Source organism: Paenibacillus qinlingensis, from assembly GCF_031455095.1.
GTDB classification, from domain to species: Bacteria; Bacillota; Bacilli; order Paenibacillales; family NBRC-103111; genus Paenibacillus_E; species Paenibacillus_E qinlingensis_A.
The window spans coordinates 395,204-409,454 of record NZ_JAVDSB010000004.1; the positions used below are offsets into that span (position 1 = coordinate 395,204).

Here is a 14,251-nt window from a genome sequence, read left to right on the forward strand (position 1 = left end):
GATCTACTCCAGTTCATGCAAGCAAGATCTCCTCTTATTATAAAATAATGATGAATTACTTATTTCTTCACAGTTGCATACCAGTCATTAACTTCTTTGTAGCTAGCGTCTCCGCCCGATGATTTGAATTTGGCAATGAATGCATCAATCCCCGTAAACGGTTCAGCACCAAAAATCAACTTGGTTGTGTAATCGTTAGATTGCGTATTTAGCGTTTGGAAGTTCTTTGAGAATTCCACCATATAGGGTGCGTAACCTAGCAGATCAGTTACTTTGGTAGGTTCAGGTGCTAATCCATTCAATGAATTCCAGGCATCGTACAGACGCATATCCTTACGTACACGTGCCTGCCAATAAATAGGATAGTTCTTATCGTCCGTTCCCGTTAAAAAGTTATTCGCTTGATTCCGCTCATCCGTAAAAATCGGTTGAATCGGTGAATAGGCACCATCTTTGAGCGTGTAATGCTTGTTTTCTTCCCCAATCGCCATCGTTCTGAACGTATCTTTCTCCAGCTTCGCATTCATCCATTTGATGGCATCCTCTGGATGCTTGGATGCTTTTGGGATGAAAGTAATACGGTCAAAGCCTTTTGATGCGGATAGGCCCGTTTTACCATCTTTACCTTTCACTGCAGGGATAAATGTGGCTTTCGCAGTTGGAATATTTTTCGTCAAAGCATCAGCAATTGTAGGGACATCCGACCAGTTCATCATCAGGATACCGGCTTTACCGCTTGTAAATTTTTCTTTGGTCGCTGCGGCCTTATTAGCGGCAAATTCTTTATCAATTAAGCCTTGTTTAAATAAATCAGCTACGAACGCTGCATAATCTTTGAAAGCTGGGTCTAACACACGAGGTGTTAATTTACCATTCACATCATTCCAGAAATTCGGCATGCCGAACGCACCAACAATATTTGGAATAAAGGACGAATCACCACCGACGGTTAAAGGAATATTCCCTTCGCCATTCCCGCCTGGATCTTTTTCTTTAAACGCTTTCAAAACGGTAACTAATTCATCAAGGGTTGTCGGCATTTTGAGTCCGACTTTATCCAACCAATCTTGTCGAATATATAGGTCTGTATTAACAGTCTTGGTACTTTTCGTTGGAATGGCATATAGCTTCCCATCTACCTTGGCAGCCTCTAAAGCTTCAGGATCAATGACAGCTTTAATATTCGGCCCATATTTATCAATGAGCGGTCCAAGGTCAACTAAAGCCCCTTTTTTCGCATAATCGGAATAAAGCGCTTTAAAATCTGTGGTTCCTGATATAGTCACCGCATCGTACGCCTCTCCTGAAGCGATCAGGATATTCAGTTTATCTTGGGGTTTATCCTGTGGAAGCATATCATACTGAACTTTATAGCCTGTAGCTTTTTCTAAATACGTAGCAACAGGGTACGTGTTATAATCATCCTTTTGCCAAATTTGCAGAGACTTTAGTTCCGGCTTTACAGCCGCTGCCGTTGGTACTGATGACGATGCTGTTGATGACCCCGGCGCTGACGTGCTACTACTTGAACTGGTTCCACCTGAGGAACAAGCAACGAGCGATGAAGCTGACAAGCAAGCTGTAAGTGAAACGAGCAGCATCTTTTTATTTTTTTTCAACATACTTAAAACCCTCCCTTAGTTCATTGTGTAATTATCATTAAGCCGCAGATAATCATCTTTGGCATTAACGCAAGCTCTAACCTTTCACTGAGCCAATCAGAACACCCTTAACGAAATGCTTTTGAAGAAACGGATAGACAAGCAGCATCGGAATAATAGAAGCAATAACCGTCGCGGATCGGATACCTTCAGGAGAAATTTTCATCATGTCATCCACACTGCTATTCAGGGCAGTCGAGCTGTCTGCATCCATGACAATATCCCTTAGATATAATTGCAATGGTTTCAAACTTGCTTTCGAAATATACAGCATAGGATGAAAGTAATCATTCCAGAAATACACCGCATAGAATAGCGCAATTGTAGCAATAACCGGCGTACTGAGCGGAAGAATGATACGAAAAAGAATCGTAAAATTACGGGCGCCATCTATTTTAGCTGACTCCTCTAACGCTTCGGGTAAAGATTCATAGTAGCTCTTAATGACCAATAGATTAAACACGCTGATTAGTGCAGGCAACATTAAGGACCATAAACTATTAATGAGGTGTAGTTCCTTCATAAGTAAATAATTCGGGATGATGCCACCATTAAACAGCATCGTAAAAATGAACAAGATCAAAACAAATGGAATTCCCGGGAGATGCTTCTTAGATAAGGGATAAGCCGTTAAAGCCGTCAACATAATCGCCAGCACTGTCCCAACAACCATGACAATTAAGGATACCGATATCGAATGTAAGAATTGGCTAGAGGATACAACATATTTCATGGTATTTAATTGAAACCCAACTGGCAGGATGCCAACCTTGCCTGAGATAACGGATGATTCATCACTTAATGCTTTGGATAAAACGTTAAGCATTGGCAATAGCGTAAGCACGCTAGACAATAACAGCGCAGCATATACGCATATATCTAAGGACCAATCGCCAATTGTTTTCTTTTTCATAGCTGCACCTCCTACCAAATGCTTCGCTTGACCACTTTTTTGCTGAGTTCATTACCCAACACGATCAAGAGGAAACCAATTACGGAATTGAACAAACCTACTGCTGTACTAAAGCTATAATCTTGCTGTCCTAGACCTATTCGATATACATAAGTCCCAATAACATCACCTGATTGATACACGACGGAATTATACATGGTCAAAATTTGTTCCGTACCTGCTTCGAGCAAGTATCCAAGACGCAAGACAAGGATCAGGATGATTGTAGGCACGATACCTGGCAGGGTAATGTGCATCATCTGGCGAATTCGCCCAGCACCATCAATGGATGCTGCTTCATATTGCTCTTGCTCAATGCCCGCAATCGCCGCAATAAAGATGATCGCGTTCCATCCGGATTCCTTCCAACCTGCGGTAAACACTAGCACACTTCGGAAATAGTCATTATCAAGAAAGAACGATATCGGGGTACCACCGAAAAACTGAATCACATTGTTAACCAAACCTCCGCTTGGGGAGAGTATGGTGATAAACAGTCCAGAAATAATGACCCAAGACAAGAAATGCGGCAGAAAAATAATCGTTTGGATCGAACGCTTGAACCAGCTCTTCCTTACTTCATTCAGCAGTAGCGCAATCATAATCGGAACTGGAAAGAGAAGCACAAGTTTGTACAAACTGATTAAGAGTGTGTTGATAAATACTTGCATAAACTCTTCTGAATGGAGTAATTTCTCGAATTGCGCCAAACCGACCCATTTACTTCCCATAAACCCATCGAAAATGTTAAAATCCATGAACGCGATGATAATCCCATACATCGGGGTATATTTGAATAGCAGTAAAAATAATAGTCCTGGAATTAGCAAAACATAGAGATCTATGTTTGTGTGAAACAGTTTCCACCGATTCTTGCTGACCTTTGCTGTTCCAACACGTTGTTTCACTTCCAATGTTCTAACGCTCATATCACGTTCACCTCCAAGTAGCTTACAAACACTATTATAAAACGCTTTCCTGTTTGGCGAGAATGATGGATCTTCCTTTTATACTTGATGAATCTTACTGTTTTTCGAAAAGGTGTTTTAGATAAATGAAAGAGCTTCCCTCTCCAATCGATAAATACTAAAAAGGCATGAATTCGGCACTGTACCGGACTCATGTCTTTTAGCTTTACCGATGGATAGACAGCAGTTTATTACCTTTCTCATCGAAACAACGGATATAATCCGTTAACTCTTGAAAGTTAACCCAGGAAATTCCTATTTTCTGATCAGCAGCACCGTATGACATGATCAGCTCATCTCCCACGACGATCCCAGCTGTGGTAAATAAGCAAGGCGTCGGATAATCAGAAGGCATCTCCCAGTCTCTTTCTGCGAACATCAGCCGCTCTGAGCAACGATGTGTTACTACGGGGAAATCGTTCGGCTGCTCCTTCACAATCATGAAGGACTGCGTGTAGCCAAACACAACATCTTTCTTTCCATGATAAGATACGAGCCATTCGTCGTCCGAGACACGGATTGGCGGCCAACTTGCACCAATGCGGTTATCCTCCCAGTGAAAGACACTCGTCGCAAGCAGACGATGCGTTGCTTTTGGGGAAGCGAAATCCTCAATCGTAGTGGCAGCTGCTAGATAGATAGAGGGTTTCTTCACCTCAATTCCTCGCTCGAACGGTAACACGTTCATTGGACGATGAAGCATCACATATTGTAAACTTCCTTGAATCATCATTTTGTCAGGAAAAAGAAAAACGTCCCGATTATCACTAACGTGTCCTTCCGTCAGAGGACCTATATAGTGGAATGCTGCGCTATAGTTACGCATTTTCAACTGTTGCAAATCTAATTTATATAGAACGGTGACCGTATCATTGGAGCGCGCTGTTTTAATAAAAGCGTCTTCTTCTTCACTTCCATTAAATACCCACTCTGGTACATATTCAAATCTCGTCTGGACATCCGACAGCCAATATGGGCCCGGAGGAAATGGACGACACGCCACACTAACATATAGCTCCCCTTCAATTGGGAAAATACGCGGATCTTCGATACAGCCATTCGCATAATTGCGTACGCGATTGCCATGAATATCTGCAATGTAAAGTTCGTGTTCTTCATAGCCTAATGCCGGCGATAACGCTGGCTCGCTGAAATCGGCTTCCCATGTTTCCCCATTATCTTCGCTAGTAGCATAACCTAGGAAAATCGGGTATGGGTCGTGGCAGCCTTCTCTCCGCTTTTGTGCCCAAGGGCCCGTTGCCCTAAACAACATATGCAATGTGCTTGACTCTGGATCTTGCACGATGGCAGGATTCAGCACCATTTTACTGGCCCAGTCACAGCCTGGTATCGGTTCTAATACCGGCTTATTTACATATTTAAAATTGGGTTTCATTATCCGTATTCCTCTCTTTTCTCTGTCAATCTCAACGAAGAAGCTATATAATCGGAGCAGAATAGTTATTTTCCGGAGGAATCTTCCTATGACGAGGTCAGTTCAACACCAATCCAGCGTCATTTATGCTAATTATTTCACCCACACTAAGCCCCACTCTGTTACGTATAAAGACGGGCTAAACTTCTACATGTTCAGGCTTCAGTCAGAAGGATCCTGTCGCGCACTGGTGGGAGGGAAATCCGAAACCATCATCCCCGGTGACCTGCTCATTTATCCTCCTCATCAGCCATACGAACTCAATGTGCAGCCCCGAAGCGCTCCTGATTCGGATGCGGTTCAACCTGTCGGCGACTACTTCCTGGCCGGTAACGGGGAATGGCTGGACGCCTGGTGGGAAAACAAAGACTTTCCTACCAAAACAAACATTGGCTTTGATGATACGGTCATTACCTTATGGAAGCACATTATCAACGAGAAGAAAAAAGTCATGCAGAACCAAGAAGAGATCATGGACTACCTTTTTAGAACGCTTTGTTTGACACTGGAGCAAGTGATTCAGAGCAAACAACGCACCAAAGGAGCAGATATCGCTCATAAACTTAAGCTATTTATAGAAAGTCATGCCAATGAACCTCTTAGTTTAGAAAAAATATCGGCCTCTGTCGGATTAAGCGTCTCACGCTGCTCATATCTGTTTAAAACCGCTTTTGGCCAATCACTGTTCGCCTACTGTATTGACGTCAGACTAAAGCTGGCGCAGCAGCAGGTACTCTACAGCAATCTTGCTTTGGAGCATGTCGCTGAAAATACCGGATTTGAGAGTTACCCTCATTTTTGCCGAGTTTTCCGCGAACGATTTGGACATCCCCCAGGCGAATACCGGCGCAAATTTGGATATGGGCTCAATCCTTATTAATACGGGCTTAGGGCGTCTACGTATAAGACCTGATTCTCTTCAACGAGTAAGGAATGAAGCTGCTCATACTTTACATTTTGTACGATGCCATCCGTATCAAGTGCAAGTGCGGCTGCGGCAGCAGCCGATTGCCCCAGGATCATAAATACGGGCTCCATTCGGATCGAACCGTAGGCTGCATGGGTAGCTGAAACGCATACGGGTACGATTAAATTGGTGCATTCCGTCCGTTTTGGCACAATTGCCTGATAACTTATCGGATAAGGTGCTTTTAATTTTACGTAAAATCCACCCTCCGTGCTTACATGCCCGTCTTCGTTTACATAGTATTGGGTGTGGTGCGAATCCATCGCAAAGGACCCCATGCCTATGGAATCAGGAACTGGTTTGTCCAGTCTAACTACATGCTCGGTCACGATGTAGTCGCCAATCATTCTGCGGGATTCTCTGACGTATAATTGGGGAGTCCAGTGACCTGTCTCGGTAAATTCATCGAGCGGCAATCCCCACGGCTTATAGACTGCCCGGATTTCTTCCGGCACTCGTGGATGATTTTGTAGGGTCCAGACATAGCCTTGCTGATAAAGGCGATGGGCATGCCACATTTGTTCCCGCTCAACATAATCCGCCTCTGGATAACTGTGGTTCATTCCGTTGTAATCCGTAGAAATGCCACTGTTGTTATTGGAATCTGTCTTATCCGAAGTTACCATATTCAATTTAAAAAATTTTGAACTTTGCCCTTGCTCAATAGCCCGGAACAAAATTTCATAATCAGCTTCGTTATATCCCTCAGGCTTTTCAATCTCCACGCGATTGTCCGGATTATTCGTCAAACACATGCGGAAGTTATAAGCTTGAAGTTTGTTGTCTCCATCACCAAAATCTCCACCACGGTGAGGATTGACACGCAAAAGCAAGCCGCTCGAGGGTACCCCTTTTATGACATACGGATCGATCCCGCTGGGTAGTTCATTGAGTTCATCGCCAGGATGAATACCGTTTAATGTTTCCCCATATTGGGCATTAGACTCCCGGCCGACAAAGTAGGAAATGCTCGATTTCCCCATTAAATCTCCTTCATACGTAGCATCAATAAACACTTTTCCTTGATAAAGGTTCCCGGATTCCATACAAATGGAGATAATTTGGGAACCTTTCTTTGTGACCCCGTCTTTAAGTCGCAGCCTTTCTCCATATATAACTTCAATGTCATGTTCCGCCACCAAATCTTGCAAAACTTCGAGCGCTACCTTAGGTTCAAACAGCCAGCGAGCTCCATCTTGCGAATATTTCTGGGCTACCCGTTTGTAAAACTCTAAGGACAAGCCCCCGATGGCTTGCTTCATCCCGAAGTCTGTATCGCCCAGGCCTCCAGTTGTCAAGCCGCCGATCCGCTGACTTGGCTCGACCACGACCGCACTTTTACCCATTTTTCTTGCTTGAACAGCGGCCATAATGCCTGCCGCAGTCCCTCCGTAAATGACTATATCAACCTGTCTCTCCTGGTACATGTTATGCCTCCTCCATCATAATTACGGTAACATGTATTATTATAAGCCTACCCTCAATCTAGAGAGAATGATGGATCTTCCTTTTTAACTTGATGAATCTTACTTTTTTAGGATAATAACCATTTAACGTAAATGACCCGGAGGGTGTGCACTTTTTTTAAAGTGTCAACCCTCCGGGTCATAGGACTATTGAACAATATTCAAATGCTTCATTCGGTTTATGACAGATAATACTTCATTTATTCTTGGTAATTCAAGCCATCTTTCGAAACCAGGAAAAAAGGAAGAAAATACAATATCCACGCCTTCCCTTTCAATATCGTCTAGAGCTTTTTTGATCCTTTCATGAAGAATGATAATGTGATCCTGATTACTAATCGCGATTTTTCGAATTAAAAAAGCAATTGCCGCAACCTGCGCTGGTGATGTGATATTGTAAAGCCCTCTGATATCAACTTGTTCATCACCTATCATCAAGTATCCCATGGCTGAAACCTTCAGCTTTTCTGTACCACTACCTTGCGGATAGCTCGAAAAGTGATTGGAGGTTATGTTCCTTTCCATCTCCCATTTTGTAAACGGGATACGTTCGTGTGGTTTATCGTGTTCGCATAACCTTTTTGCTTCCTGGGTTACGTTGATTGGCACAAAATTGTCCATCAGGATGATTTGATCGGCAACGGATAAGAATTCACCGCTACCCCCAATAACAAGAACGGAGGATACCTGGGCAACCTCGTAAAGCTCTCTGACACGTTCTGTAAAAGGTGTAATGGGTTCACGCTTGATTAATGAACGCATTTTGTTGTCTTGAATCATAAAATTCGTCGCACTTCTGTCTTCATCAATAAGAATTAGCTTACACCCATAGTTGATGGCCTCCATAATATTTGCGGCTTGTGACGTGGAACCTGAGGCGTAGTCAGTCGAAAACTGTTCAGCCGAACCTTGGGGTATCCATTTTATGAAAGGCGTAATATTGATATTTTTAATGGAACGTCCTTCCTCAGCAGATATTTCCATGGCACTTTGATCGGTAAGCACAAATTCACGTCCGTCGCCTATGCTGTGATTGTAAATTCCTGAATTTAGTGCATCCAGCATTGTGCTTTTACCCGAATAACCACCACCAGTGATGACCGTCACACCATGTTTGATTCCCATTCCTCGCAAACCACAAATTTCAATTTCAATATCTTCCGGGGATGCAAAAGGCAATGCACCCTCCAGTGGCCCGCTGCCCTCTTTATTTCTTGGCAAAATGCTGCCATTCGCAATAAATGCACAATAATCACTGTGTTTCAGCCATTCGCGAATCCTATTTTGTTTTTGTACCATTTCAAAGACAGTATTCAAATGGTTTCGATCCCAATTGGCAATTAACTCCTCCACTTCTTTTGGAAGCATTTTGCAGAGCATACGCATAGCTTTATCATTATTCTTAAATGGAAGTTGAACTGTAATCATTAAGCATAAATACCGTTTTTCTGAAAAGGTTTCGACAAAGGATGCATTGCGTTTTAGCACTACATTCGTTGGGCGGAAACAATAAAAGGCACCATTATCTTTATCCGAACGTGACCGGTTATAAATCAATTTATTTAATGCCTCAATATGATGAACCCATTTTCGTAATGCAAAATCTGAAAGAACCACTTGATCCATATGTTCATCTAGGCCGAGACGGTCAAAAGGTATTTTTATGGTGATACATGGTTTATCCAGTGTGAGTTTATGTGTCCGTTCAATGTAATACGCAACATCATTATACCAATAGGTTGGGTCAGATATCGTACCACCATCATCGAAGTATGAACCTTCATAAATCATACCGTAAGTTGATTGATCGGATTGTAATGATCGAAAATATTGAGCGAGTCTTTTAATAAAGCATCATCCTTTCATTCTGCCTAAAATAAAAAGCCCTGAGGGGAATCCTACCCTCAGAGCCTAATGAATTCGTAAAAACTACACTAAAAAACAATATGAGGATAGGACGTATATGTTGTTATTGTTTTCATTGTCCTCACCTCGTTACATTTATTTTTACAGCAACAGAATCATAACATGCAGTTCACTTCAAATAAAGGGAAAGAATAATTATAGTAATTTCACAAATTGTTTAGCGGTTAGGTCATCGGGATTAATAGTTTCATCTTTTACATCTATCATTACTTTTACGACAATTGTATAGTTCCCTGGTGGAACTATATTGCCTTTATTATCTTTTAAGTCCCATTCCTCATTAAATATTTATAAACCTCTTCATTCTGCTCATTGCAAATAAAAATATCATACTTTTGCCCTGATCCATAAGAAATTTGTTGTTCTTTACCTGACACATTCTGAAGATAAAAACTAAATTTTATTTTCCCATCCTCTTTAAACGTCAAATGATTCCCCATAAAATTTTCCCATGTGAATTTGTAATTTAATAGATCTATAATAACCGTTACTTGAACGAAATACGACAACCGATCGTTTGTTAGCTGCCGTCATGTAATGATTAAGCTATAGTTCACCGTTGGCGTAATTACTTAAGTTTCATTATCAAGATCTCGAAGATTTATATTTGTTGCTCGTTCCAATCGATGATTTCTGCATGCTCGATATCAACTTTTCCTTTGATAAAAACATGAGGAACAAAGTGAAATAAGCCAAAAAACTTATTCCCTGAGTTTATTTGAATTTTATAATAGTCAATTGTTTCTTGTGGTAACTGTTCAAGTTCTCTATATCCTTGGACTTCTAACAGTTCTATTTCGGAAATATCCACATCATCATTTATTCCTTTGAATTTATCTTTACTGTATTTATAAAGAGCAATAGATGCCTCACTGCTAATTGTTGAAAGTGGAATCTTATAAAATAAACGATGAACACCAGGTTTTGCGCCTGCCTCAATTAAACCGTTGTAAACCAATTTTGGATGTATTGGAAGAAAATGAATCACGTCATTCCATAAACAATCTAGTTTAGGAATCCTTCTTTCAAGGAGTGATAACCTATTAGGTTTGTATTTGTCAATATACAGTTCGTAAAGTTCAGGATTTGTTTTCTTTATTTCGTTCAGAGTCTCTAGTTTAGTTCCAATCATTTGCTTTGGGACTGCATGATAAATGAACATAATCTTTACCACTCCGTTTCATTTCTCTTAAATTACATCAAATTTTGAGAGATAAGAAGTTAACGAATAAACATTATTTAAAAAGGAAAATTCTCCTTTTTTGGTATATTAATTCTATACAAATTCGTAGTATCCTGCCCGTTAGGTGAGCGAAAGGTTGCCGATCGTGCAGGCACCTTTGCTTCTGAATTTAACGATCAAGAATCCGTTTATGATAGAGATCAACCAAATCCGTCGGCCCACTCTCGCCCCATCCCAAAGTTACCGTAATTTTCATAATGTATGAGAGTATCCGCAGGTGCTATTTAAAATAATTATTCACAATATTAAATAATTGATGTGAGTCTAGTTTTGGTTATGGTCAAAAACGTTGTATCCTTCACAAAAAAGGAACACTTAATCCCATTCTGGGTTTGTGTTCCTTTTTCCAAATCTATTGTTGATTACTCCTATTATTGGAATTTCAATGCATCGAATTCATCGTCGCATGCTTAACGACGACACGGCGGATGAAGAACGCCGCGGCTAGCCCGAGGAGTGTAACAGTCATCGCGAACATGAACACGTTCTGGGAACCGAACATCATGGCTTTAGCCATCTCGGCCGGCTCACTCGGCATCGATGAGCCGATCAAATACTTTTCCATGCCCTTAGTAAGAATGCTGATTGCGACTGCCGTTCCGATCGCACCTGCGACCTGCTGCAGCGTGTTCATGACTGCCGTTCCATGTGGGTAAAGTTCTGGCGGCAGTTGGTTAAGCCCGTTCGTCTGCGCCGGCATCCATACCATGGATATACCAATCATGAGACCAATATGCAAGGACACGATAAAGGCTACAGAAGAGGCAACTGATATACTGGAAAAAAACCATAACATCACTGCTACGATGACAAGGCCGGGGATAACGAGCCACTTAGGCCCGTACTTATCAAACAAGCGTCCCATGCGCGGCGACAAGATACCATTCAACGCACTGCCTGGCAGCAGCATGAGCCCGGTAGCAAACGCGGATAGTTTCATCCCGTTCTGCAGATACATCGGCAAAATAATCATACTTGATAAGATGATCATCATACACGACAGCACAAGAAGCAGCCCCACAATAAACATAGGGTACTTGAAGACTCGCAAGTTCATCATCGGCCCACGCATTAACATTTGGCGAAGTGTGAACAATACAAGCGCGATTAGGCCGATAACAATCGATGAGAGCACGATTGCACTAGTCCAGCCTCCCTCCCCTTCGCCCGCCTTACTGAAACCAAAGACTACACCGCCGAAGCCTAGTGATGACAAAATAATGGACAATGGATCAATCCTCGGTCTTGTGACCTCAGTGACGTTTTCCAGGAATTTCAATCCTATCAACAGCCCTATGACCAAAAAAGGAAGAGACAGCCAGAAAATGTAGTGCCATGATAAATATTCGATTAAAAGACCCGCCACAGTAGGGCCAGTTGCCGGTGCGAACATGATGACGAGACCAACGAAGCCCATCGCTGCCCCGCGCTGCTCTGGAGGGTAAACTACGAGAATCGTATTAAACATGAGCGGAATCAATAAACCCATGCCGGCTGCCTGCAGAACGCGAGCGACCATCAGCATTTCAAAATTGAAAGCAAGCGCTGCAATCAATGTCCCAACGATCGAGCTTACAAGCGAAACAATGAAAAGCTGCCTAGTAGTCAACCATTGTAGCAGTAAACCTGTCATCGGCATCAGAATTCCAAGAGTCAGCAAAAAGCCAGTCGTTAACCACTGTGCAGTCGCGGCCGAAATCTGGAAAACGTCCATTAAATTACTAATTGCTATGTTGAGTGCTGTCTCGCTGAACATGCCTACGAAACCGCAAATGAGCAGAGACGCCATTATAGCCCGCGTATTATATTTCTTCATATTAATTTCATTTCCCTCTCCTGAAAACTATTTTAAATAGTACTCTATCTATTCGGATCCGCTATAAAATACAACAGAGTGAGCACTTATACAAGTCCAAAACAAATTCAACAATATTCTACCTTTCAGTTCTATAGGAACCCCTCTATCACTCGAATATTGATTTGGTCCCTTCCGTTAATACAGTTGTGGCCTTTAATATCTCGATAAGTGACGTGAAAAAAAATTCTATATTGACCGTTAAAGAAACAACGGCAGCCGAACTTTGAAATTGCCCTCGTGTTTTGATTGAGCTATCGTTCACCGTTAGAGCGGCACACCCTGTACAGCGCGACTATTTCTCCAACTCAAAGCGGGTCGCGATAATGCCCGACTTGAGCGATTGGGTGGACAGCAGCTTGAGCCTGATTTACTCAACGACGCCGTCGAATGCCGATTTTCTGCTGCCCAGGACGACCGGACAAATCGTCAATAGAAATTCATTGATCAGGCCGAGCTCAAGCAACGTCTTCGCCGCCCCCGGGCTGCCGAAGATAACGAGATTTTTGCCAGGCTGCTCCTTGAGCGCCTTGATTTCCTCTGCGATTTTGTCATTAATCAGCATCGTATTGTTCCATTCCGCCTTTTCCATCGTGCCGGAAATGACAATCTTCTTAACATCCTGCAACCATTTAGCATGCTCCATACCGTTCCTCAACGCATTCGGATCATCTAGCACTGTGAGCCAGTATCTCTCCATCATCTGACACGTCATACGTCCTTAAACGGGAGAGCCGACTTCGGCTACGACCTCCTCGGCGTATTTCTCAAATTCCTCGTTGTACGGAATCCAATCAGTCCTCCATTTGAGTCTGACGCATACCCATCCAGCGACACATGCATGAACAATACGAGTTTTCTCATATCCGTTTCTCCTCCGATTTCAAATTTATCTTGTTCGATTTTTTTACCGTTGTCCTGTGTTTTGTCCTGTTGTTTCATCCACTATAAATCATTACGTTACGTAAGGTTCAAGGGGGTTCTAAATTTTTTTGCAGACAACAATGTTGCGCAAAACTGCCCGATAGTTGAGCAAACGGCAGCCGATCAATTAACCGACTGCTGTGTGAGTAATTGAGCTTTTCCTTCGGTAGCTAAACAATGTCTATAAGCAATACGCTGACAGTTTTTTAATTAAGTTGAAGTAAACGTATGATTTCACCATCAATTATCTCTTCACTTGCCTTTTTAAACCCCAAGGATTCATACATTTCTCCAGCAATTAAGTTATTAGGTCTGTGCCCGATCATAATTTTCTTGCAGCCCATTGATTCAATCAGTTCAATTAGTTGTTTCATTGTTGTCTTTCCGTAACCCTTACCCTGGTGATTTTCATCAATCATTATTGCAGGTATCCAGTGGTTGCCATCCGAGTCTGGATTTTTACAAAAAGTAAGAAATCCGATTAAATCATCATCACAATAAATTGCACGCAGCTCAAAATCATCAACATATTTAGATTCTGCAATCCAATAAACAACAGGTGCAGGAAAACATCTAGTTGTTCTTTCTTAACTATTAACTTGGTACAATCATACCAGTTTTCAATGGACACTTGCTTTAATTCAAATACCCAAAGAAAATTCCTCCCAATATTGCTTCATAGTGGATTTTATGTCTCCATGACTATAATTGAACATCCTTCATTGTAACCACAACAGCATGGGAATTTTTCATACCACATCACTCCTTTCAATTGGGAAATCACCCATTCATCTTACCACTAAGTTTTTCGTCTTAATTGGTACAAAACAGCTATAAAAATTGACTCTTGAGAT

Annotated in this window: 13 protein-coding genes; 1 reads left to right on the forward strand and 12 read right to left on the reverse strand. The window is 42.0% G+C overall.

Translation table 11 applies throughout. The features are described from left to right. Positions 1-59: 59 nt before the first annotated feature. The 4 genes from J2736_RS15055 to J2736_RS15070 all read right to left on the reverse strand — a co-directional run bounded on the left by J2736_RS15055 (position 60) and on the right by J2736_RS15070 (position 4,977). Complete coding sequence (locus tag J2736_RS15055; RefSeq protein ID WP_310499419.1) at positions 60-1,622, reverse strand: extracellular solute-binding protein; 1,563 nt, start codon at positions 1,620-1,622, stop codon at positions 60-62. A gap of 76 nt (positions 1,623-1,698) precedes the next feature. After that, the gene (locus tag J2736_RS15060; RefSeq protein WP_310499420.1) at positions 1,699-2,574 is read right to left on the reverse strand and encodes a carbohydrate ABC transporter permease; all 876 of its coding nucleotides are present in this window, start codon (positions 2,572-2,574) and stop codon (positions 1,699-1,701) included. A gap of 11 nt (positions 2,575-2,585) precedes the next feature. Next, entirely contained in the window at positions 2,586-3,542 is a 957-nt protein-coding gene (locus J2736_RS15065) for an ABC transporter permease (protein WP_310499421.1), read from the reverse strand. A 205-nt stretch (positions 3,543-3,747) separates the two neighbouring features. Further along, positions 3,748-4,977 carry a glycoside hydrolase family 130 protein gene (locus tag J2736_RS15070; protein ID WP_310499422.1) on the reverse strand — a complete coding sequence of 410 codons (1,230 nt, stop codon included), beginning with the start codon at positions 4,975-4,977 and terminating at the stop codon, positions 3,748-3,750. A gap of 88 nt (positions 4,978-5,065) precedes the next feature. Here J2736_RS15070 and J2736_RS15075 point away from each other — a divergent pair, with 88 nt between their 5' ends. Next, positions 5,066-5,896 (forward strand): AraC family transcriptional regulator, encoded by an 831-nt coding sequence (locus J2736_RS15075; protein WP_310499423.1) that lies wholly within the window; start codon positions 5,066-5,068, stop codon positions 5,894-5,896. Here J2736_RS15075 and J2736_RS15080 read toward each other — a convergent pair. From J2736_RS15080 to J2736_RS15115, 8 genes are all read right to left on the reverse strand, one after another. After that, positions 5,893-7,410: an FAD-dependent oxidoreductase gene (locus J2736_RS15080; RefSeq protein ID WP_310499424.1), complete on the reverse strand. Its 1,518-nt coding sequence runs from the start codon at positions 7,408-7,410 to the stop codon at positions 5,893-5,895. The genes J2736_RS15075 and J2736_RS15080 overlap by 4 nt on opposite strands. A 186-nt stretch (positions 7,411-7,596) precedes the next feature. Further along, positions 7,597-9,240, reverse strand: coding sequence for a P-loop domain-containing protein (locus J2736_RS15085; protein WP_310499425.1), 1,644 nt, complete (start codon positions 9,238-9,240; stop codon positions 7,597-7,599). Positions 9,241-9,638: 398 nt separating this feature from the next. Then, entirely contained in the window at positions 9,639-9,815 is a 177-nt protein-coding gene (locus J2736_RS15090) for a BsuPI-related putative proteinase inhibitor (protein WP_310499426.1), read from the reverse strand. Between the two features lie 161 nt (positions 9,816-9,976). Further along, positions 9,977-10,507, reverse strand: a complete 531-nt coding sequence (locus tag J2736_RS15095) for a group-specific protein (RefSeq protein WP_310499427.1) — start codon at positions 10,505-10,507, stop codon at positions 9,977-9,979. Positions 10,508-11,000: 493 nt separating this feature from the next. Next, the gene (locus J2736_RS15100) at positions 11,001-12,434 is read right to left on the reverse strand and encodes a DHA2 family efflux MFS transporter permease subunit (protein ID WP_310499428.1); all 1,434 of its coding nucleotides are present in this window, start codon (positions 12,432-12,434) and stop codon (positions 11,001-11,003) included. Between the two features lie 409 nt (positions 12,435-12,843). Continuing rightward, positions 12,844-13,176: a dihydrofolate reductase family protein gene (locus J2736_RS15105; RefSeq protein WP_310499429.1), complete on the reverse strand. Its 333-nt coding sequence runs from the start codon at positions 13,174-13,176 to the stop codon at positions 12,844-12,846. A 427-nt stretch (positions 13,177-13,603) separates the two neighbouring features. Next, positions 13,604-13,942, reverse strand: a complete 339-nt coding sequence (locus J2736_RS15110) for a GNAT family N-acetyltransferase (protein WP_310499566.1) — start codon at positions 13,940-13,942, stop codon at positions 13,604-13,606. Continuing rightward, positions 13,879-14,028, reverse strand: a complete 150-nt coding sequence (locus J2736_RS15115; RefSeq protein WP_310499430.1) for a hypothetical protein — start codon at positions 14,026-14,028, stop codon at positions 13,879-13,881. Before J2736_RS15115 ends, J2736_RS15110 begins: the two co-directional genes overlap by 64 nt. Positions 14,029-14,251: the final 223 nt, after the last annotated feature.